17 protein-coding genes and 1 tRNA gene are annotated in these 20,626 nt (G+C 65.6%); 7 read left to right on the top strand and 11 right to left on the bottom strand.

What is annotated here, in order from left to right:
- Positions 1–7 precede the first annotated feature (7 nt).
- The 3 genes from CRD59_RS01695 (at position 8) to CRD59_RS01685 (ending at position 4,509) form a co-directional block, all read left to right on the top strand.
- Complete coding sequence (locus CRD59_RS01695) at positions 8–2,056, top strand: DUF4037 domain-containing protein (RefSeq protein WP_113852873.1); 2,049 nt, start codon at positions 8–10, stop codon at positions 2,054–2,056.
- 77 nt (positions 2,057–2,133) lie between these two features.
- Positions 2,134–2,790 (top strand): DUF4125 family protein, encoded by a 657-nt coding sequence (locus tag CRD59_RS01690; RefSeq protein WP_113852986.1) that lies wholly within the window; start codon positions 2,134–2,136, stop codon positions 2,788–2,790.
- Between the two features lie 75 nt (positions 2,791–2,865).
- The gene (locus CRD59_RS01685; protein WP_113852872.1) at positions 2,866–4,509 is read left to right on the top strand and encodes an alpha/beta hydrolase family protein; all 1,644 of its coding nucleotides are present in this window, start codon (positions 2,866–2,868) and stop codon (positions 4,507–4,509) included.
- Positions 4,510–4,588: 79 nt separating this feature from the next.
- Here CRD59_RS01685 and CRD59_RS01680 read toward each other — a convergent pair whose 3' ends face one another.
- Positions 4,589–5,254: a hypothetical protein gene (locus tag CRD59_RS01680; protein WP_113852871.1), complete on the bottom strand. Its 666-nt coding sequence runs from the start codon at positions 5,252–5,254 to the stop codon at positions 4,589–4,591.
- Positions 5,244–7,181: a PspC domain-containing protein gene (locus CRD59_RS01675; protein ID WP_113852870.1), complete on the bottom strand. Its 1,938-nt coding sequence runs from the start codon at positions 7,179–7,181 to the stop codon at positions 5,244–5,246. Before CRD59_RS01675 ends, CRD59_RS01680 begins: the two co-directional genes overlap by 11 nt.
- A 344-nt stretch (positions 7,182–7,525) precedes the next feature.
- Between CRD59_RS01675 and CRD59_RS01670 the strand changes: the two genes are divergently transcribed.
- Positions 7,526–8,842 carry an ATP-binding protein gene (locus CRD59_RS01670; protein ID WP_113852985.1) on the top strand — a complete coding sequence of 439 codons (1,317 nt, stop codon included), beginning with the start codon at positions 7,526–7,528 and terminating at the stop codon, positions 8,840–8,842.
- Between the two features lie 2 nt (positions 8,843–8,844).
- The gene (locus CRD59_RS01665) at positions 8,845–9,576 is read left to right on the top strand and encodes a LuxR C-terminal-related transcriptional regulator (RefSeq protein ID WP_113852869.1); all 732 of its coding nucleotides are present in this window, start codon (positions 8,845–8,847) and stop codon (positions 9,574–9,576) included.
- Between the two features lie 75 nt (positions 9,577–9,651).
- Here CRD59_RS01665 and CRD59_RS01660 read toward each other — a convergent pair whose 3' ends face one another.
- Entirely contained in the window at positions 9,652–10,290 is a 639-nt protein-coding gene (locus tag CRD59_RS01660) for an HAD family hydrolase (RefSeq protein WP_113852868.1), read from the bottom strand.
- Between the two features lie 207 nt (positions 10,291–10,497).
- Here CRD59_RS01660 and CRD59_RS01655 point away from each other — a divergent pair, with 207 nt between their 5' ends.
- Together CRD59_RS01655 and CRD59_RS01650 are read left to right on the top strand one after the other, a co-directional pair.
- A complete protein-coding gene (locus CRD59_RS01655) occupies positions 10,498–11,583 on the top strand; it encodes a glycerol dehydrogenase (RefSeq protein WP_113852867.1) in 1,086 nt (361 codons plus the stop codon).
- 14 nt (positions 11,584–11,597) lie between these two features.
- Positions 11,598–12,416 (top strand): aldo/keto reductase, encoded by an 819-nt coding sequence (locus CRD59_RS01650; RefSeq protein ID WP_113852984.1) that lies wholly within the window; start codon positions 11,598–11,600, stop codon positions 12,414–12,416.
- A 52-nt stretch (positions 12,417–12,468) separates the two neighbouring features.
- On the opposite strand, the gene CRD59_RS01645 is transcribed toward CRD59_RS01650, so the two are convergent.
- The 8 genes from CRD59_RS01645 to serS all read right to left on the bottom strand — a co-directional run bounded on the left by CRD59_RS01645 (position 12,469) and on the right by serS (position 20,424).
- Complete coding sequence (locus CRD59_RS01645) at positions 12,469–12,957, bottom strand: type II toxin-antitoxin system death-on-curing family toxin (RefSeq protein WP_113852866.1); 489 nt, start codon at positions 12,955–12,957, stop codon at positions 12,469–12,471.
- Positions 12,950–13,462: a Panacea domain-containing protein gene (locus CRD59_RS01640; protein WP_161522249.1), complete on the bottom strand. Its 513-nt coding sequence runs from the start codon at positions 13,460–13,462 to the stop codon at positions 12,950–12,952. The genes CRD59_RS01645 and CRD59_RS01640 overlap by 8 nt, the downstream gene beginning before the upstream one ends.
- Before the next feature lie 154 nt (positions 13,463–13,616).
- The gene (locus CRD59_RS01635; protein WP_113852864.1) at positions 13,617–15,818 is read right to left on the bottom strand and encodes a hypothetical protein; all 2,202 of its coding nucleotides are present in this window, start codon (positions 15,816–15,818) and stop codon (positions 13,617–13,619) included.
- Between the two features lie 119 nt (positions 15,819–15,937).
- Positions 15,938–16,020: transfer RNA gene (locus tag CRD59_RS01630), tRNA-Ser, on the bottom strand.
- Between the two features lie 56 nt (positions 16,021–16,076).
- Positions 16,077–17,594 (bottom strand): ABC transporter ATP-binding protein, encoded by a 1,518-nt coding sequence (locus tag CRD59_RS01625; protein WP_113852863.1) that lies wholly within the window; start codon positions 17,592–17,594, stop codon positions 16,077–16,079.
- On the bottom strand, positions 17,587–18,270 hold the full coding sequence (locus CRD59_RS01620) for an energy-coupling factor transporter transmembrane component T (RefSeq protein WP_113852862.1): 684 nt from the start codon (positions 18,268–18,270) through the stop codon (positions 17,587–17,589). Before CRD59_RS01620 ends, CRD59_RS01625 begins: the two co-directional genes overlap by 8 nt.
- Positions 18,267–18,890, bottom strand: coding sequence for an MptD family putative ECF transporter S component (locus CRD59_RS01615; protein WP_113852861.1), 624 nt, complete (start codon positions 18,888–18,890; stop codon positions 18,267–18,269). Before CRD59_RS01615 ends, CRD59_RS01620 begins: the two co-directional genes overlap by 4 nt.
- Positions 18,891–19,137: 247 nt before the next feature.
- On the bottom strand, positions 19,138–20,424 hold the full coding sequence (serS, locus tag CRD59_RS01610; protein ID WP_113852860.1) for a serine--tRNA ligase: 1,287 nt from the start codon (positions 20,422–20,424) through the stop codon (positions 19,138–19,140).
- Between the last annotated feature and the right edge of the window lie 202 nt (positions 20,425–20,626).

Here is a 20,626-nt window from a genome sequence, read left to right as displayed (position 1 = left end):
TTGCCTCATGGCAGACTTGGGCAATGACGGCAAGGGTAATGCACACCATGGGGCGGGCGACCATCTGCGCCCGGACGGCTCTTTCGACGGCGAGCGCTTCCTACATGGCCTGGACGCGATCTTCGATTCGGACGAATCCAATGACGAAGCCGAAGGCTATATGCTGCGCGCACTGGCGGACGCCCAGGATGCGGGCGATGACGGCGGCCAGCTGACCGTGCTCAACGAGCTGATCGGCTACTACCGTTCACGCGGGCGGCACGAGGACAACCTGCCCATGATCGAGCGGTCCCTGAAACTGGCTGCCGAAATGGGACTTGAGGATTCCGAAGCGTGGACCACCACGTTGATCAACGCCGCCACCGGCATGCGGGCGGCAGGTCGCTATGAGCGTGCCGAGGCCCTCTACCTGCAGGCTCTGGCTTCTGCAGAACGGACCCTGCGCCCCGGCGACCGGCGGCTGGCCGCCCTGCACAACAACCTCTCCATGCTCTATTCGGAGACCGGAAGGGCCAGACAGGCCGTCAAAGAGCTCGGGAAGGCACTGGACCTCCTGACAGCCTCCTCCCCGGACCCGGGCACAGACCTGGACGTGGCCTCCACCCACACCAACCTGGCACTAGCCCTTCTGGGCCTGCCGGCCGAGGGCGGGGACGCCGACACACGCGAGGCCCGAACTGACCAGGCCATGGGGCATGCCTCCAAGGCCTTGGAAATTTACGAAGCCGGCCACTTGCAGGCCAACCCCCACTTCGCATCGGCCTTGGCCGGCTACGGGCAGGTCTGCTTCACGTCGGGCCGTTTCGGCCGGGCGGCCGGCGCCTACCGGAAGGCCCTGGGCATCATCACCCGTGACTACGGACAGGCCAGTGACTCCTATCAGATCACCCGGGATAATCTGGAGCAGGCCCTGGAGGCCGCGCACCGGGCCGGGCAGAAAGAAGAAGAGCCGGGGGGCGGGCAAGGTGGAACAGCCGGGAACCGACACGAAGGGGAATCCGGCAAATCCGGACTTCCCCCAGCGGCCCAAGCGCATCGTCACCGTCTGAGTGGTCTGCGACTGGCCCGTGCTTACTGGGAGCAGTGCGGCAGACCCATGATCGAAGCCAGGTATCCCGAGTATGCGGGTAGGATCGCGGCAGGCCTGGTGGGCCACGGTTCGGAATGCTACGGCTTCGACGACGAACTCTCCCAGGACCATGACTTCGGCCCGGGCTTCTGCCTGTGGCTGACACATGAGGATTACGAAGCCATCGGTGACCGCCTCCAGGCTGACTATGAGGCAATGCCCCAGGTTTTCATGGGATACGGCCCCCGGGAGCGCAGTGTGCGGGCACGTGGGGAGTCCAGGCGCGTGGGGGTCTTCGAGATCGGTGATTTCTTCGAATCCATCACAGGCTATCGGCAGGCACCTGGTGAAGACAAACCCCATGAGTGGCTGCTCCTGGACGAGGCCACCCTGGCCGCAGCCACCAACGGCGAGGTATTCGCCGACCCACTGGGCGCCTTCCTCCAGACACGGCAAGGATTCAAAGCCATACCGGATGATGTGCGCTTCGCTTTGATCTCACGCCGGCTGGGGATGATCAGCCAGGCAGGCCAGTACAATCTGCCGCGCAGTCTCAAACGTGCGGACGGCGCCGCCGCCTGGCTGGCAGTCGATGAATTCGCCAGGGCCGTGGCCTCCCTGGTCTTCCTGGTCAACAACCCCCTGACCGTAGGTTACCTGCCCTACTACAAGTGGTCCTTCGCCGCACTGCGTTCCATCAGCACCCGGCTGGCCACCCGTTTGGGCCCGGTGGCAGGCGAGCTGGAATCCATCCTGCGCCTGTCCTCGGCGGCCTGCTTCGGTGGCGCAGGTTTCGGCGAGGGCGGCAAGGGCGCAGCTCCGGCAGCCGAAAAACTGATCAAAAGCGTGGAAATGGTCTGTGCGCAGATCCTGGAAGAGCTGCAGGCGGAAGGTCTGACCACGAGCCAGGAAGGCTTCCTCGAATGGCAGCGCCCCTACATCGAGGCGCATATCGTCAGCCAGGACCCGGTCCTGCACAGTATTTGAAGAAGGGGATCCGAACGGGGAGACGGACCCTGCCCCGGTACCCCCGGAGCATCCTCGGACGAAAGAGAAGGTACATGATGAACGGACCGATAGCGGCGACGAAAGCGGATGACGAACTGCGTGAGCGGATCGTCAAGCACGAATGGGACCAGTTCCAGCAGGTGGACAACGAGGGCGGCCGGGCCAACTGCCAAGGCAACTGGCCCACCTTCCATCACATGCGGTTCAGCCAGTTCTCCGTATGGCCGCACGACCTGCTGGCCTCCTATGCGGATGACCTGGACGCAGCCGACCGTGCGGGGCGGAACCTGCTGACCGAGAAGTACGGACGGATGATGGAGTCCACCGCGCCCGAGGTCTACCGGCGCGACATCGCCCCCTACATGCCCAGGTTGGGCCTGGAACGCCAGGAGCGGCAGGAACGGATCATCCGCCAGCAGGTGGCCTGGGCCAAGGACTTCCGCGAGCGCTACCCCAGACTGGGCCAGGAGATGCGTATCCTGCGCACGGCGGACGACACCGCCCAGGACACCTCCTTCGAGACCTATCTGCGGGGCGAACTGTCAACATATTCGCCCAAAACCCTGGGACTGTATGAGACGTTGGTGCTGGTACTGGCCACCCAGCGGCGGAACCTGACCGAGGAGACCCTGCTGGCCACGGTCAGGCTGGCCGGCTATGGGAACCTGGAGGAGGCTGAAGCCGCACAGAAGGACCCGCTGTCACAGGACTGAAGGCTGCCGGCGCCACCACCGGCAGCACCGGCAGCGGACCTGTACAGGGCCACCCCTTGTGCCACAGTTGTCCCCGTGCGAATCCTGAAACGCCTGGCGGCCCTGCTGGCCGCCTTCGCCGTCCTCCTGTGTGCGCTGACCGGTGTCGGGTACCTGATGACGCCCCCCTGGAAAGTGGAGCCATACCATGGGCATCTGAGACCGGCGACCGCCGACACAGCCATCGTCTCCAAGCTGGGGCCGACCGTCCCGCAGGGAAGCTACAGGGTCAAGGAAAGCGGGATCAAGGTACGGCTGTCCCCTGATGTCTCGGTCCATGCGATTGTCCGCGAGCCGGTGGATGCCCCGACAGGCCGCCCGGCCTGCCTCTTCATCCATGGCGCCGGCACCGGCTCGGCGGCCAACGTCTATGGAGATCTGGCACAGGCCCTGGCTTCGGCAGGCATCACCACACTGGTGCCCGACAAACGCCTGGACACCTATACGACCTTCCACCGCGACTACGCCGCCATGGCCGACGACTACGGCAAATCCCTCAAGATCCTGCGTTCCTGGCCAGGCGTGGACCCAGCGAAGACCGGCCTGTACGCTGAATCCGAGGGGAGCTGGGTCTCTTCGGTCATGACTGGGCGCGACCCCTCCCTGGCCTTTTCGATCCTGACCTCGCCGCCGGTCTACCCCGGGCGCGATCAGATGGCCATGGCCGCCAGCACCTACCTGTACTCCATCGGAGCACCGGACGGCATACGCTCCGATGTCACCAAGCTGCTGGGCATGGATTTCGCGCCCTTGGGCCTGGAGTACGCGGACTTCGACGCTCTGGCCCAGTGGAATCGCCTGATTCAGCCGACTCTGATCAACTTCGGCGTGGACGACCCCTCCATGCCCATCGAACAGGGTGCGCAGGAAGTCATGGACCGGGCGCGGGCCGCCGGAAACCGGAACGTGACCGTCCGCTACTACCCGACCAACCACCAGATGCGGGTGGGCAGCCGCCTGGCCAAGGCGGGGTTGCCGCTCGAGCCGCATTACACACGGAACCTGGAGGATTGGATCAATGCGGTGGCCGCCGGCACCAAGACCGGCGACTGGTCCACACCGCAGGTGGCCGGTAGCAGACCAGACCAGCTGTACGCCGCGCCGAACGCCACCAGTCCGGGCCTGGTCAGCTCGCTCGGCGTTCTGATCGGGTTGCTGGCCGCCGGGCCCGCCTTGCTGCTGCTGGCCGCCCTTGGTGCCCTGGTCCTACTTCTGGCCCGCACGACACGAAGACATCGCCAAAGGAACAGGGACAAGGATCCACGCTTCGCTAGCGGCGTATCCCCCTGCCTTTGGGCCGGGGCCGTAGGCGGGCTCCTTCTGCTGGGTGGGACCCTGGGCTATGTCACCGTCGTCGTCGTACACGCGTTGGGTCTCAACCCGCTATCCCGGGTGCAGAACAGCCTGTGGATCGCCCTCAAGGTCCTGGCATTGCTGCTGACCCTCGTCTGCGCCATCATGCCGGGGCACGTCCTCCTGGCGCGACTGTCCAGGCATTCCTCCAGGTCCGACGCCATCCTGGCCGGTGCCGGCCATGTCCGGCCGCAGTCGGCTTCGCCGCTCGACCCGGAACCGATCCTGGCCCGGGGGTGGGGGCATTGGCTGGTCCTGATCCTCGCCTGGGCAGGCACACTGGCCTGCCTGCTCTCCCTGGCCTTCTGGGGCCTGTTCAGCCTCTGAACCGGGCCGTTGGGCACCAGGAACGCACATCACGCTTCGTCGGGGCCCGCGACGCATCCGAACCCACCGGTCCACCTGTTCACTGTCGCGAACCACGGCCGTGCTTGTTCATCCACGAGACCAGACCCCAGACCAAACCCGCCAGCAGGAGAAAAGCGCCCAGCACACCGCAGCAGACCGTGGCGAACAGACCGGCATCGAAATCGAACCAGCCGAAGAATATCCCAGCCAGCAGGCTGGCCAGGCCGATGACGGCCAGGAAGAGGCCGAAGATGATGGTCGGCGCATTCGGGCCGCTGGGACGCACCAATTGGACCGGCTGCCGGAAGTAGGCCGCCTCATATGGCGGCGGTGTGGAGACATAGGTCGGTGGGCCTCCGGCCGACCCTGACCGCCAACCCGTCCGGTGGTCCTGAGGCGGTCCCCCCGGTCTGCCCCCTTCCGTCGGCGCCTCGGCCGCGGGGATTGCCCCCGCTGTGGCTGTGCGCCCCGGGCCTTCACCGAAGGTTTCATCGTCCGTCATGGATGGTCCGCCCGCCGCCTCCGAAGACCGCCTCGCCGGGGAAGACGCCCCTTGGCACGGTCCCAGCGGCTCATGCATATCCCCGGCCTCCCGCCCCTTCGGGTCCACCGACCCGTCGCGGTGTCGGGCCGATCCGTCAAGGGCCCCCATCTCCTCGGTAGGAGCGCCCTCACTCTGATCACCGTCATGACTGGTCAACGCGTCGTTCCGCTCAATCGTCATCGTCCTCATCCTCCCTGTCATGGCTGTGATGCCTGCCGAAGCCATCCTTGGGCTGGCTTCCCCCACTCCGGGGCAGGGTGGCCTCCCCCTCCCTGCGCACGCTCAGATCGGAACCGGAGGCGTAGGTGAACCTCACATCAAGTTCGGGATTGGATACATGCCCCTGGTGCCCATCCACGCCGCCGCCGTCATCGCCGTCATAGTCCCGCCCCAGACCGAGACGCACACGATGGTCGATCCAGTCGCGGAAGTCGTCCTCATGCCCGCCGCCGGTAGGCAGATCGTTCACGACCTCCTGCCTGACCAGCGCATATGAGCAGCCCTTGGGCAGTATCAGCTCCACATCCGCAGCGGAGGAAGCGAGCCGCAAGGAGCCTGTGGGACAGCCGGAATCCTGTCTGGAATCGTCGTCCATCAGGACCCGGTGCCAGCCGTTGTTCTCTTCATAATCACTCAGATCGACGGTCACTGTGGCCGGGGCCGAGCGGTCTCCGACCAGGAAGACGCCCCGGTGGTAGCGGTTCATCTGCCGGGGTGCCGCATCCAGTTCCAGATGCTCATGCGCACCCAGATTAACCGTCTCATACCCTTGGAGCTCATGGCGCAAGCCGTTGCGGTTGACGCTTGATCCGACCGCGACCGCTCCTACGCCCACCACGGCCAGCATGGTGAGGGCGGCCACCGGGATCAGCCCCCCTGAACGCCGGCCCATAGCACCGAGGACGACCAACAGGACCCCCATTGCAAGAGCCAGACAACCAGCCCAGATCAAGCCGGCCCGCAAGGTGGAGGAGGATATCATCCGATCCGGATGGTCCTTCAGCCCCCAGACCGCCAGTCCACTCAGGAGCATGACACCCAGGGCGACCAGGACGACGACGGGCCCGGCGGGCTTACGACGCATCCGACGCACACGGGGCCGGGCCGGCGACGGGGGAGGCATCGGAGCCACATAGGCGGTTGGGCCAGGACCGGCGCCATAAGACCCATGCGGACCATATGACCGATAGGGGTCGGGCTGCCAAGCGGCCCCAGGCCGCGCTCCAGTCCCTTGCGCTGAAGCGGGGGTCGACGAGGCCCGGCCAGGCGACCACCCGGATGCATCGGCCTGTGAATCGTCGGACGGAACGGGACCGCCCGGCCGGGGACCGGAGGCATCAGGGGCGGAATCAGCCGGGGAACCGGCCGTCCCGTCCTTCGCCTGACCATGGACCGGTCCGGGGGCCGGTCCACTCCATCCCTGACCGTCGGAGGGCGGGACCGCACCCTGGGCGGTGTATGCCGGTCCGGCGGGTGCCGTACCCGGTCCACCGGCATCAGCGAAAGGGCCCGGGCCACCACCCGACGCCACCTGGCCGTAGCCCCAGCCGTAGCGGCGGGCCTGCTCCCCGCTCCAGGCCAGGAAGGCCCACACGAGCACGGCCCCGATGAACGGCGAGACCACGATGGCACCGGAACCTATCGAAAGCAGCCAAAACAGGATGATCCCCACCATCGCACCCCGCCAGCTTCCGGCCAGCAGATCCTCGGCGATGATGGTGTTGCGCTTGTCCGGCAGGATGAACCAGGCGAAGCCGTAGAAGGCCAGGCCGGCACCGAAGGACAGCCCGGCCACGAACATGATGACCCTGACCAGGGCCGTCGACCAGCCCAGGCGTTCGGCTATTCCCGCGCAGATGCCACCAACCCAGCGATTATCCGACCGCCGCAGGTACGACCCTCGCACCCAGCGGAAGAAGCGGTCCATGGTCCGGCCTCCCACAGGACGACGGGGACCGTAGGGCGGACCGTAACCCCCACCCATGTTCGGGTCCTGGTCGTGATCCGGGAACGGACCGGCCTGCCCCCCCTGTCCATACGACCGACCAGGAGCGCCCTGGCTTGCCGGACCTTGGTAGGGGTCCGCCCGCTGATTGAAATCGTTCATGCCACCATTACAGCAGCCACAAGGCGGCCGTCCTATCCGGGAACACCCTGATTCGCCCCTGATTTTCGGCCCTCAGAGCACTTCAGGGGCGCACGATAGGCAATAATGACAGTATGTTCCCCTCACGCAAGGACCGCCGTCAACGGCCCCGGCGGCCTTCGCCCGTCATGCCCGCTGGTTGCGGACCACCCACGGGCCGTACCACAGCCGCTGATGGCCACTGGTACGCGCCCGACACCGGCGACGCCTTCGGCCCCGGGTATGCCTATGCACCTGCCCCCGCCGGCGATGAGTCACCGCAACCGCCGGTGCCGCCTCCCCTCCTGCCGGCCCGACTGCCTCTGATGCGACCCCGCCACGGTCGGGTCCTTTGCGGGGTCTGCAGGGGCATCAGCCTCCACCTGGGGATCAGGGTGACCTGGATCCGGCTGCTCATGCTGGCCCTCCTGCCTGCATTCGGCATCGGTGCGATTGCGTATGTCCTGCTGTGGATCTCCGTCCCCGCAGGCGATCCCATGGCCGCCGTCCAGGCCGCAATGTCCCCCGGTGGCCGTCAGCCCCTGGCCCGTGGGAACGCGCCGGTCACCGACGATGGCGAAGCCGGGGTGCCTGGCCCTGCGTTCGGGGCTGAAGACCTGACCGACGTGTTCCGCTCGGCCTCCAAACCGGCGCTGCTCATCGCCGCCGGCTCCCTCCTCCTTACAATCGCGCTCATCCTGATGGCGCGGGGGTTGCCTAGCCACCTGATAGCGCCGGCCATATTGCTGGGTGCGGGTCTGGCGGTGGCCTGGCTGCGCTTCGACGACGGCGCCCGTCATGCCTCGACCCTGGCCCTGGCTGCGGGGCTGATCCTTGCGGCCCTGGCTTCCTACGTCTTCCCCACATTCCCCTCCCGGGAGGCCTGGCAGATGATGGCTCTGGCCTTGGCCGTCCTGGCAGCGGTGGCCGTGATGCTGACACCCTGGGCCCACGCCCTCCTGCTGAGGCTAAGCTCTGAGCAAGCCGGCAAGGAGCGCCAGGAGGAGCGCGCCGACATGGCGGCCCACCTTCACGACGGGGTCCTGCAGACGCTGGCGCTTATCCAACTGAACGCCGACGATCCCCAGACCGTGTTCACCCTGGCGCGCGGCCAGGAACGGGACCTGCGCAACTGGCTCTATCAGGAGCGCGCACCCACGGAACGGTCGGTCAGTTCCGGTTTGAAGGAGATTGCGGCTGAAGTCGAGGATGCCCACGGCAAACCGATTGATGTGGTCACCGTCGGTGACGCCTTACCTTCCGCACAGACCGACGCACTTCTGAATGCCACCCGGCAGGCCCTGGTCAATGCGGTGACCCATGGCGGTGAACCCATTTCAGCATACTGCGAGACAGGCAAGGGCAAGGTGGAGGTCTTCGTGCGTGACCATGGAGACGGCTTTGATCCCGAGTCCATCCCACCCGACCGGCTGGGCATCCGCCAGTCGATCATCGGACGCATCGAACGTCGTGGCGGTACAGTGGAAATCGTCTCCCGCCCCCGATGGGGCACCGAGGTACGCATGCACATGCCCATATCCGCGACCAGCGACCAGGGTAACGCCATGCAATCCTCTCAGAAAGGCCAGCGCAAACGCGCCCAGGACGGCCAGACGGCAGGGAGGGGCACGAAAACGAAATGAGCATGCAACACACACGACGGGACGGGGAGCCAAGGCCGGCAACAACCGCCAAGCAGCCGGCGGCGGAGGACGTGAACCCCTCCCCCATCCGCATCGGGGTGGTGGATGACCATGAGATGTTCCGCGCAGGCGTCATCGCCACCCTGCAGCCCCATTTCGCCATCGTCGGGCAGGCGGCGGACGTGGACGGGTCAGTGGCCATGATCGACCGTACGCAGCCGGATGTGGTCCTGTTGGACGTGCATGTGCCCGGCGGCCAAGGGGGCGGAGGCGCCGAGATCCTGGCCCGGTCGCAGGCCTTGGCCCCCCAGTCCGTATTCCTGGCCCTGTCGGTCTCGGACTCCCCACGCGATGTGGGATCCGTCATCCGGGCGGGCGCGCAAGGCTATGTGACGAAGACCATCTCCGCGGCCGATCTGGTCTCCTCCATCCGCCAGGTGCATGAGGGCTACGCGGTCTTCTCGCCCAAGCTGGCCGGTTTCGTCCTCTCGGCCTTCCAGGAGGGCGGCGGCGAAGACGGACCCGTCCACGACGACGAGCTGGACCGGCTATCATCCCGGGAGCAGGAGGTCATGCGCCTGATCGCCCGCGGCTATACCTACCGTGAGGTGGCCGGTGAACTTTTCATCTCAATCAAGACAGTCGAGACCCATGTCTCTTCGGTATTGCGCAAGCTCCAGCTGTCCAACCGTTCGGAACTGACGCGGTGGGCGGCCGACCGCCGCATCGTATAGGCTGACTCACGGGTGGACGACACACGATCGAGGCACCGTACGGATCACCGTCGCAACCGCCGCAGCATATGCCCGCTACAGGCGCAGGCCAAGCCCCCGCAGGTCCTCCCGCAGTTGCCGGGCATCGGTAAACAGCAACCCGCGCATACCCAGCCGCTGCGCCACGTCCACGTTTTCCCGCCTATCGTCCACGAACACGGACCTCCCGGCCTCCAACCGCCAGCGGCGGAGCAAGACCTGGTAGATCAGCGGGTCCGGCTTGCGCAGTCCCTCCTCGGCCGATACCACGATGCCCTCCAGCCGACGCATGGGGGCGAACTTGCCGAAGGCGGCATCGACCATGGACCGGGACGCGTTGGCCAGCCCCCACGTGTGCGCCCCCTGCCCGGCCAGGTCATCAAGCAGATGCCCCATGCCGGGGATCATGGCTTTCAGGGAACGGTCGATATGCTCAAAGTAGGTGCGCAGGACCCAGGCCACCGCAGGACCGTGGTCGCTCTCATAGTCGGCCAGGATCCGCTCCTGGCTCCATCCGGCATCGGCTAGCTCGTTGAACCGCCAGAACCCCCACTTGTCACCCCGGTCGAGCACCATGTCTATGACACCGGCCGGATACAACCCCTCCAGCGCCGACCGTGGCTCCCAGTCCACCAATACCCCGCCGAAACCGAAGATCACGTTCTCCACGCCGTTCGCCCCGTCCAACTCGCTCATGCCTACAGTCTAAATCGAGACGCACCCGCGTGCCCCGGTTGCAACCAGCGCACCCAACCGGCATACGGACTCCGCCGGACCCATGGAAACGCGCGGAAGCAGCATGAGTGAACCGATACAATGAGGGCAGGGTCCGAGGGATGGGCCCACCTGCTGCGGCGCCCAAGGATGCGGAAGCCGCGGACCATACGAGGAAAGGCATTCCATATGCGTAAAGTTCTGTGCTCACCGGGGACCTACATCCAGCAGGAAGGCGCCATGGGCCAGTTGGCCAAGGAGTACGCGGCCATCGGCTCCAGGGGCGCCCATGTCATCGTCGATCCTACGATCGACAAGCTCTACCACGACCGGATCGTTTCATCCTTCGACCATGACCATGTGCCCTACGAGCTGATGGTCTTCGGCGGCGAATGCTCCATGCAGGAGATCGACCACCACCGCGGGCATCTGGGGGACGCCGACGCCGTGATCGGCATCGGCGGCGGCAAGACCCTCGACACAGCCAAGGCTGTCGCATACTATGCCAAACTGCCCGTCATCATCGTGCCGACCGCTGCCTCATCGGACGCCCCATGCTCACGCCTGTCCGTGCTCTATACGCCGGAGGGTGTCTTCGACCGCTACCTGAACCTTCCCGCCAACCCCAACGCGGTCATCATGGACACGGACATCATCGCCAAGGCACCCGTACGCTTCCTGATCGCCGGGCTCGGAGACGCGTTCGCCACATACTATGAGGCCGCGGCCTGCGTGCAGTCCTCGGCCATCACCATGACGGGCGGGCACGCCACCAACGCCGCCTTCGCCCTGGCCGAGCTCTGCCACGACACCCTGCTGGAGGACAGCGTCAAGGCCATCGCCTCCGTCAAGGCAGGCGTACGGACACCGGCCCTGGAAAACATCATCGAGGCCAACACCCTCCTGTCGGGACTGGGATTCGAATCCAGCGGCCTGGCGGCCGCCCACTCCATCCACGACGGCATGACCGCCCTTGAAGGCACCCACAAGATGCTGCACGGCGAGAAGGTGGCCTACGGCACGTTGGCCCAGCTGGTGCTGGAGGACCGCTCCTTGGAGGAGATGGAAGAGGTATACGCATACTTCCGCCAGGTGGGCCTGCCCACGTCCCTGGCCCAGATCGGCATCGCCGAAGCCACCGACGAGGACCTGCTCAAGGTGGGCGAGCATGCCTGCGGCCCTGATGAGACCATGGGGAACATGCCCTTCGAAGTCACCCCGGTCGACGTGGCGCACGCCATGCGCGCCGCCGACGAGCTGGGCCGCGCATTCTGATGCCGCACGAGGCCATGCACTACGCGGAACTGCCCAATGGCAGGCGCATGCCGGTCATTGGTTTCGGCACCTACCGGATCGACCCGAAGGATACCCGGGAGGCCGTAAGCCAGGCCCTCTCCATGGGCTATCGCAGCATCGACACCGCCCAGCTCTACCGCAACGAGCGGGAGGTGGGGCAGGCCGTCGCCGCCAGCGGAATCGACCGCGCCGATCTGTTCATCACATCCAAGACCATGACGGAAGGCTACAAGCCCACCCGGGAAGGCATTGAACGCTCCCTGGAGCGGGCGGGACTGGACCACTTCGACCTGATGCTGGTGCACTGGCCGAATTCCGACCATGCCGGCACTTACCGGGCGCTGGAAGAGGCCTATCAGGCCGGGCTCCTCCGGGCCATCGGCGTCAGCAATTTCAATAGCGACCAGATCGGGGAGCTGTGCGAACAGGCGGACGTGGCGCCGATGATCGACCAGATCGAAACCAGCGTCTACTGGCAGCAGCGTAAGATGCACCCCTTCCTGCAAGGCCGGCACATCCTGCATGAATCCTGGTCTCCCTTGGGGGAAGGCCGCAGCCGGGTGCTCGAGGAGCCAGCCCTGCAGGCGATAGCCGACCACCACCACAAGTCCGTGGCCCAGGTGGTCCTGCGATTCCTGACCCAGGAGGACGTCATCGTCCTGCCGCGCTCCACCAATCCCGCCCATATCCGCGAGAACCTCGACATCTTCGACTTCACCCTCGACGAAGCGGAGCTGGACCGGGTACGGCGGCTGGACCGGGCCGAATCGGTCGAGAACTGGCCGTCCGACATGCTGCAAGAGCAGTATTGAGCTAGGACCGCAGCGTTTGCATCCCGGCCCTGGCCGCCATTCGACGCCGCACTCAGCCCTGCAGACGGGCACGGGTGCGCAGGTCGGCGGCCAGGGCCTCCTTGCTGACCGTGCCGGAAATCAGACCCTCCACCCACTGGTAGAGTTCGTTCTCCCAGGGGTTCGGCGGGTCGGCGATGTCCAGTGCCACGCCGCGCAGGGCGACCATGGCCAGGGCCATGCGGATGGCGGTGCGCTTGTTGCCGTCACCGAAGGGATGGTCGCGCACCAGATAGTAGGCGAACGCAGCGGCCTGTTCGAAGATGTCGATGAAGCGGTCGGCGGGCGCCTGGCCGAAGCTCGCCAGGAAAATCGCCGCCACGACCGACTGGACACGTGGCCCCTCATCCCCCTTCTCGATGGCGTAACCGCCATGACGGGTCATCTCGGCCATATGGGCGTCCAGTACGGTCTGGACGAACGCCAGGAAGTCCGGCTGGTCATCGAATTCCAGGGGCGGGGCCGTCTTCCGCCAATCGAGGGGCCGATCATGCTCAAGCATGTTGCAAAAGCTCGAAAGTGTTGGGCCAGGTCCTGTTGACCGTTTCGATAGCCGAAGCCAGCGTACCCGCCTTGCCTGGCCGGTCCAAGCCGTCGCGCGAAGCCAGGATCAGCCCGTCTCCCATCGGTGTCTCGGCGCCCTTCCCATAGGCCTTGCGCCAGGCCGAACCCTCCCGTTGGGTGAAACATACCAGGTCATACGTGGTCAGGAAACCATATTCGTCAATCACCTGCGAGACCAGGGACAGCGATATCCGGTCGGAGGGCACCGCGCCACGGGGCAGTGCAATCCGCCGCCTATCGTAGCCTTTGAACGCCTGGAAGACCTCAACTTCAGTGGGGCCCATCCCCCAGGCCTCGATCGGGTCGTCGAAGGCGGGCCGGCCGTGTTCGCGCAGCGAGGTCACCTGAACCCAGTAGACCAGGGTGTTCAGACGCACGTTGTTGAGGATGATGTCGTAGCCATGCCGGTCTATCAGGAGGTTGGCCATATCCAAAGCGCTCACCGGCCCCTCACCTCCCTGATCCGCCTGCTGGTGACGGGCTCCGTGCACACGCGGCGGATCCCATGGCCAGACCACCAGCCTACCGTTCCACCGGTACACCCCCATGAACCGTAGTCCGAGCAGTGCGTCCGGCCCCCGAGCTACCGGCGGACGATCACAGGAAGAGGAACCAGGAGTACACATCCCACCAGAGCAGGTCGTTGTCAAGGCTATGACTGACGAAGACGTACAGGAAGGCGGCGATGACCGCCAGGACCATGCCGGCGGCGGCCGTGCCGAACACCATTCGCGCTGGATCGGACAGGGGTGCCAGCCGGGCAGGGCGAGCCCGCCCGCCGCCCACGGAGGAGGAGGCTTCCACCTGCCCCTGCGACGCACGCCGGCCGTCGACGGCCAGGATGCAGCAGGTGTAGATCAGGCCGAGCGTCCACCCGAAATCCAATACGTACCGTGGGCTGTAGCCGGCGATGTGCGTGGTGAAGGCGAAGATGACGATCCCGGTGGCGGCGGCCGCCCAGCAGAAAGCCGCAGCCCGGCGGCCCCGCAGCCGCCTTCGGTAGGACCATATCCCGAAGACGATCAATGTGAATGGCGCCATCAGGGTGAAGAGGCCACCGTAGCTGGCCTGCTCGGGCATCCATGGCGAAATGTCCTGGTTGGTGGGCAGCAGGAAGGGGAAACCGGTCCCCACGTTCGGCGGCTGGAAGAAATAGAGCAGGGACAGCGGCAGCAGCCTGGAGAGGGGCGGACGGCTGTTGGGCATGTCGTAGGCAGTCAGGTTGTAGTCGGCACCGAAGTCGATGGGGCTGCCGAAACGGGCCGCATTATAAGCCAGGATTGGGATGGACAGCAGTATGAACGGACCGAGTGCACACAACCAGGTCAGCGCCTCATCGCGTAGGCCGGAGCGGGAGGACAGCCCCCGCCGCCACAGGTCGTGGATCTCGGTCCGGAAGAGGGGCAGGGCGAGGACGGCGGCCAGCATGAACTGCGGCCGACAACCCAAGGTGAGCGCCAGGCAGGTGGACCCGGCCAGCAGCCAGCCCCTGCCCAAGGCTCGCATCTTCGCCTCGATCCAGCAGGAGAGGGCCAGCAGGGTGAGGCTGATTGCCAGCGTTTGGGGCAACTGGTAGAAGACCTGGCTATGCAGGGTGTAGAGGATTGGCGTAACGAACAACCAGCCGCTGGCGGCCAGCAGTACGCAGCCCAGGCTCACGCTCCCTCCCCTGCGCGAAAACCAGCGGGCCAGCTGGACGGTCAGCAGGATCGAGCATAGGGCCAACAGGAGGGCGAACGCCAGCACGGCGGTGGACGCAGGCAGATCGTGGCCGGTCAGCAGCTTGTATGGCATGAAGGCCACAACCGCCGGCAGCAGGCCGAAATAGCAATAGTACCTACCCGATTTGAACGCCACATCGAAGAAGATTGGCGTGGTATCCGAACCGGCCCGCGCCAGACGCAGGCGGGAGGCGGTGTCGTAGGGGTTGTCCATGGCGGCCAGGTCGGCGTTGACCGGCAGGTCCAGGTCGAAGCGGCCGTGCAGCAGCGAGTCGGCCAGGTCGGCGTATTGGTTCGGATCGAAGAACATCCCGCTCCCCATCCTATGAGGCGCGGTGATGACCGAGTTCCTGCCGAAGACCAGCCACTCGCCGATGATGCCGGCCGCTTCGACGGCGAAGAGCAGGGCCAGCGGCAGCAGTGAACGGATGCTGCCGGCGGTGAAGGTCCTGCGATACAGGCGTCCGCCCGGCCTGAAAGCGAGGACGATCAGCACCAGCAGAACCTCCATGAGCAGGCGCAGACCATCTACATGGAAGGGCACCCTGGGATTGACGGTCACCTCATCCAGGGCAATGACATCGCCGGCGCGCACCCGGTAATGCAGCCGCACCTTGTGCGCGCCGTCACCCACATGCATATAGCGCGTTCGTTCGACGCGGATGGAATAGCGGTGGATGGCGCTGGCATCATACCAGCCTCCGTCCGTGGGTCTACGGGTCGAAATCGTCCAGGACAGGTCCGGGCTGGATGCCGCCACCGTCTGCGACAGGAGGTCGGGAGCCGGATTGAAATGCAGGTAATCGATGGGCCGCGTGCTGGAGATGTCCCTCCATGCGCTCTTTGGGTCCACGACCTTGGCCGTGTGGTCCCCCTGGGCGGCCAGTCCCGGTCCGAGCGTGGACCGTCCGGCCTGCGGCGAAGCATCGAGGCTGCACCAGTAGGGCATGTTGACGAGGAAGATCTCGAAACATGCCGCAATCAGGAGGATGACAATCGGGGCGGCACCCAGCCGCAAGGGCAGGCGGGCACCTTTTCCCGGCCCATCGGGGGCGCACCCGGTCCGTTGTATCCGCATAGGGCATATCCTACCGAGCCTCATGAACCGCCCCACTCCGGGCGGGCACCTGCGGGCAGACAATGCGGAACGGTTCTCGGCCGGTCCGGAAACCATCCCCGGAAACCGGCCGCATAGGGCGGACAGGGCGGGATTCGAACCCGCGGAACTTGCGTTCAACGGTTTTCAAGACCGTCTCTTTCGACCGCTCAGACACCTGTCCAACGCACCCAGACCAACTGAGTGCACGTTCAAGTTTAGCGGTCGGCACTTACATCTTCAAACACCCCGCGCCGCACATGCTACCGTTGGCCCGTCAGGTAGGGACGAAGGCGGCAGGGCACCGTCGGAGACCACCCTTCCCTTTTCGAAGCCGATGAAGCGGTCGCAGGTCTTGAGCAGGAATTCACGGTCGTGGGAGATGACCAGCACGATGATCCCCTGGCCCCGTAGGTACCCAATAGCCCCGGCCACCTGGTTCATGTGGGCCAGGTCGAGACCGGAGGTTGGCTCGTCCATGATGATGACCCGCTTGCCGGACAGGACCGCGCAGCCGATCGCCACCCGCTGCTTCTGGCCGCCGGACAGGCTGCCGGGGCTGCGCTCCAGCAGGTCCGCCAGGCCCAGCCGGTCCGCCACCTCCCTGAGGCGGCCGCGGTCCCCCTCCGGCGCCCCCAGCAGGAGTTCCTTGGCCACCGACTCACTGAACAGCTGATAGTTGACATCCTGGAAGACCAGAAAGGATTGCCTGGTCAGCCCGCGCCGGTCAAGGTCCCGTCCGCCCAGGCTCACCCGTGCCTCCTTGCCTGGTTTGAGCAGACCGGTCAGCGCCTTGGCGAAGGTTGATTTACCGGCCCCGTTACGTCCCACGATACCGGTGGCCCGTCCAGGTTCAAGGAGCAGGTCATCCACCTGCAAGGCCGGACGATCGAGCCCCTTGTAGCGGCAGACCAAGTCCTGTACACGAAGCCCGCCAACCGCCATCGCCGCCCCGACACCCCCGCCAACCGCCGTCGCCCCAGGCCGCCTTTCGGACTTTCGTGCACCGGCACCGGCGGGCAGGACCAAGGCCCTCAGCCCCAACCGTTCCCGCTCGTCCCCGTCCAACGCGGCCATCTGCCGGGGGGTGAACCCATGAGTCAGCCTCCCCTGGTCCATGACCAGGAAGCGGTCGGCCAAGCCGCGCAGGTAGTACAGTCTATGCTCGATCACCAGGAGGGTCATGCCATCGGCTTTGAGCCGGCCCAGGACACGGGACAGACCCTCGATGGCCTGGGCATCCAAGTTGGCAGAAGGCTCGTCCAGCACCAGGAGGCCAGGGGCACCCATGCAGGCCGAGGCGATCGCCACCAGCTGCTTTTCGCCGCCGGATAGGGCGAACATGCTGCGCCCCAGCAGGGGCCGTATGCCGAACCGGTCGGCCACCAGCTCCACCCGGTCACTGATCCGTACGCGCTCCACACCCAGATTTTCCAGCGGAAAGGCCAGTTCGCTGGTCACATCGGTCGTGAAGAACTGGGTCTTGGGGTTTTGGAAGACCGAGCCTACCTTCCGGGAGATCTCGGATATGGTCAGCTCCCCCAGGTCCCTGCCGTCCAGCCGGCGCCCGCCTTCCAACCGCCCTTCGTAGAGCTCCGGGATCAGGCCGTCGACCACGCGGGAGATCGTCGTCTTGCCGCAGCCGGACTTGCCGGTCAGGACCAGCAGCCGTCCCGGCCGGGCGGTCATGGATACGTCCTGAACCGCCGGTTCGGGTCGGTCGGCGTATGTGAAAGACAGGTCGGTCAGCTCAAGCATGAATCACCCATGCCATGAGGGCCAGTCCTAGGAGCAGCGCCAGCGGATCGGTCAACGACCAGGTGACCCTGGCCAGGGAGGTCTTACGGCCGGGCGCCGCCAACCCACGGGTCAGGGCGGAGGCGGTCAGGTCCGAGGCCACCATGGAGGCGTTGTTGAGCAGGGGGACGTAGATGAACTCCAAGGTCCGCATCGGGTGGAGGACCAGGGCGATGCCGGACACCGCGATGCCCCGGAATCGCATGGCGTCGCGTATCTGGCGGTAGTCATGGCGGACGGTGGGGAAGAAGCGGAAAAGCACACTCAAGGGCACGATAACCCATTGGGGCAGATGGAGTGAGCGCAGGCCGTGGACCAGTTCGGAGACGCGGGTGGTGGAGAACACCAGGGCCGCCACGATCACAACCGGCAGCATCTTTCCCAGGCCCGAGACGAGGAAAAGCAGGTAGTGACCCAGCAAGTTGTCGGGAAACAGCAGGACCGACGCACTGCCGGCCAGGAACACTGCGCTCAAGGCCAGCCACAGAGCGGCCTGCCGCCAGCGTCGCGCAATCAGGAAGAAGGTGATCAGGTAGCTGCAGGAAGCCAGCTGCGCGATAGGCGACAGGTCGAAGAACAGAAGCGCGTTGGCGAAGGCCACCAGGAAGAACTTGGTGAAAATCGAGGCCGGCCTCATCCGCGCCCGGCCTGCCCGGAGAAGTGCCTGGCAACGATGCGATCGCCTATCAGGGCCCCGGCCAGAGCGCCCAACAAGGTAAGAGCCACGCAGGCAAGCAGGGTCGGTGCCGAGATGTGGGAGAAAAGCGTGTCGATATAGTCCTGGCTCTTGCCACGCTTGAGGAGGCTGGCCACGTAGGCGTTCTTCATGAACCACAGGGGCAGCACCGGGCCCAGGGAGCCGAAGGTGAAGACCACGTAGCTCACATCGCGCAGAACCCGCCTGCCAGGATCCGCTGCCGCCAACACCGTCTCAACAAGATCGGCAAGCAGGCCGCAGAGCGCGTAGGGGATGAAAGCCAGGGCGAAGTGGCCGGAGACCAGAAAGAAAAGCCCCATGAGGACGCCCATGATGGTCAGTGCGCCGAAACGCGGCACCTTTCGGCACAGGAGCATATAGACCGGCCCGGCCAGCAGACCCACGACGCAAGGCACGAAGATCGAGGTGAAGCCCGGCAGCAGCAGGCCTGTCAGCAAAGTGGTCGCCCCTTCGGCGATGCCCATGCAGATGAAATAGAGTGCGCTGTATATGCCGACATTGACCAAATCCTTGGTCCGCAAAGCTTTGAACCCGCCCATCGTCCTGCTCCCGCCCGCATCAAGCCGCACCCATCCGTGCACCTCCACTGCGCCAGGCACTGCTGATATTCCCCGCAGGCCTCGCTCCCTACCAGCCTAAGAGACGGGAGACGGGCTGGCAAGGGTCAATTTCCGCATCTACCGGGCGGCGATGCCCGTAAACGCAATCATCCCGCGTCCGGACCCGGCCAAAGCCGGGCGCGGGGCACGGGATGATCCAGAGGGGACCGAAGCACCAAGGAAAGGCTCAGGCCTCCCACTTTGTCGGTTCGAGAACCTCCTTGCCGCCCATGTAGGACCGGAAGGCCTTGGGGATGGTAACGGAACCGTCCTCGTTCTGGTGGTTCTCCAGGATGGCGACCAGCCAGCGGGTTGTGGCCAGGGTGCCGTTCAGGGTGGAGACCGGACGGGTGCCGCCGTCGGCTGTGCGCTCGCGGATGTTCAGGCGCCGGGCCTGGAACTCGGTGCAGTTGGAGGTGGAGGTCAGCTCACGGTAGCGGCCCTGGGTCGGCACCCAGGCCTCGCAGTCGAACTTGCGGGCGGCCGATGAGCCCAGGTCGCCGGCGGCCGTGTCGATGATGCGGTAGGGCACCTCCACCTTGGCCAGCATCTCCTGCTCCATGGCCAGGAGCTTCTGGTGCTGCTCGCGGGAGTCCTCCTGCTTGCAGTAGACGAACATCTCGACTTTGTCGAACTGGTGTACGCGGATGATGCCGGACGTATCCTTGCCGGCCGCCCCGGCCTCGCGCCGGTAGCAGGAGGACCAACCGCAGTAGCGCATGGGGCCGGACTCCAGGTCCAGGATCTCATCCTCGTGCATGCCGGCCAGGGCCACCTCGGAGGTGCCGACCAGGTACTGCTCGTCAGGCTCACGCAGGCGGTAGATCTCATCCGCGTGTGAGTCCAGGAATCCCGTGCCGGCCATGACCTCGGGCCGCACCAGGGTCGGGGTAATCGTAGGGATGAAGCCATGCTCCATCGCCTGGTCCACCGCCATGGTCAACATGGCGATCTCCATGCGCGCCAAATCGCCACGCAGGAAGTAGAACCGGGAGCCGGAGATCTTGACGCCGCGGCGCATGTCGATGCCGGCCACACCCTGCCCCAGTGTCAGGTGGTCCTTGGGCTCGAAACCCTCCGCCTGGAAGTCACGGGGGGTGCCGACCTTCTTGACGACGGTGTAGTCATCCTCGCCGCCGGCCGGCGCCTCGGGCTCCACCACATTGCTGAACTTCCACATGGCAGTGGTGTATGCCTCGTTGGCCGCGTCGGCCTTGGACTTGTATCCGCCCACCTGATCGGAGAGCTTCTTGGTCCGTTCCAGGAGCGAGGACTTCTCATCCGCGGAAGCCGAGGCGATTCGCTTGCCCAGCTCCTTCTGCTCGGCCCGGGCGCTCTCGTAAGACTGAAGAGCCTCACGACGCTCGGAGTCTGCGCGCAGCACTTCGTCGACCAGTTCCACGGACTCCCCGCGCTTGCGCTGAGATTCCCTGACGATGTCCGCATGGTCGCGGATGAATTGTATATCTAACATGGTTCAATCCTACTCCCGTAAGGGGACACACGGCTTGAAACAGGCCCCCGACGCTGGCGGGCCCAGTCCTCACCGACTGCCGTTCCAACTGCTGTGTTCGTACAGGTTATGCACGCCTTGCACTTCCATACTAGACACCCGCCGGACCCGTTGGGTGCACCCTGCCCGCATGGAGGGGGCGCGGCGGATCCGGCGGATGGGC

Source organism: Bifidobacterium xylocopae (genome assembly GCF_003315615.1).
Taxonomy (GTDB): domain Bacteria; phylum Actinomycetota; class Actinomycetes; order Actinomycetales; family Bifidobacteriaceae; genus Bombiscardovia; species Bombiscardovia xylocopae.
Note: the sequence above shows the minus strand (reverse complement) of the source record. Positions and strands in the feature narration are given on the sequence as shown.

Excerpts from the sequence above, each read along its gene's own strand:
- CRD59_RS01695 (WP_113852873.1), top strand. The coding sequence starts at position 8 with ATGGCAGACTTGGGCAATGACGGCAAGGGTAATGCACACCATGGGGCG.
- CRD59_RS01690 (WP_113852986.1), top strand. The coding sequence starts at position 2,134 with ATGAACGGACCGATAGCGGCGACGAAAGCGGATGACGAACTGCGTGAG.
- CRD59_RS01680 (WP_113852871.1), bottom strand. The coding sequence starts at position 5,254 with ATGACGATTGAGCGGAACGACGCGTTGACCAGTCATGACGGTGATCAG.
- CRD59_RS01675 (WP_113852870.1), bottom strand. The coding sequence starts at position 7,181 with ATGAACGATTTCAATCAGCGGGCGGACCCCTACCAAGGTCCGGCAAGC.
- CRD59_RS01670 (WP_113852985.1), top strand. The coding sequence starts at position 7,526 with ATGCGACCCCGCCACGGTCGGGTCCTTTGCGGGGTCTGCAGGGGCATC.
- CRD59_RS01665 (WP_113852869.1), top strand. The coding sequence starts at position 8,845 with ATGCAACACACACGACGGGACGGGGAGCCAAGGCCGGCAACAACCGCC.
- CRD59_RS01660 (WP_113852868.1), bottom strand. The coding sequence starts at position 10,290 with ATGAGCGAGTTGGACGGGGCGAACGGCGTGGAGAACGTGATCTTCGGT.
- CRD59_RS01655 (WP_113852867.1), top strand. The coding sequence starts at position 10,498 with ATGCGTAAAGTTCTGTGCTCACCGGGGACCTACATCCAGCAGGAAGGC.
- CRD59_RS01650 (WP_113852984.1), top strand. The coding sequence starts at position 11,598 with ATGCACTACGCGGAACTGCCCAATGGCAGGCGCATGCCGGTCATTGGT.
- CRD59_RS01645 (WP_113852866.1), bottom strand. The coding sequence starts at position 12,957 with ATGCTTGAGCATGATCGGCCCCTCGATTGGCGGAAGACGGCCCCGCCC.
- CRD59_RS01635 (WP_113852864.1), bottom strand. The coding sequence starts at position 15,818 with ATGCGGATACAACGGACCGGGTGCGCCCCCGATGGGCCGGGAAAAGGT.
- CRD59_RS01625 (WP_113852863.1), bottom strand. The coding sequence starts at position 17,594 with ATGCTTGAGCTGACCGACCTGTCTTTCACATACGCCGACCGACCCGAA.
- CRD59_RS01620 (WP_113852862.1), bottom strand. The coding sequence starts at position 18,270 with ATGAGGCCGGCCTCGATTTTCACCAAGTTCTTCCTGGTGGCCTTCGCC.
- CRD59_RS01615 (WP_113852861.1), bottom strand. The coding sequence starts at position 18,890 with ATGGGCGGGTTCAAAGCTTTGCGGACCAAGGATTTGGTCAATGTCGGC.
- serS (WP_113852860.1), bottom strand. The coding sequence starts at position 20,424 with ATGTTAGATATACAATTCATCCGCGACCATGCGGACATCGTCAGGGAA.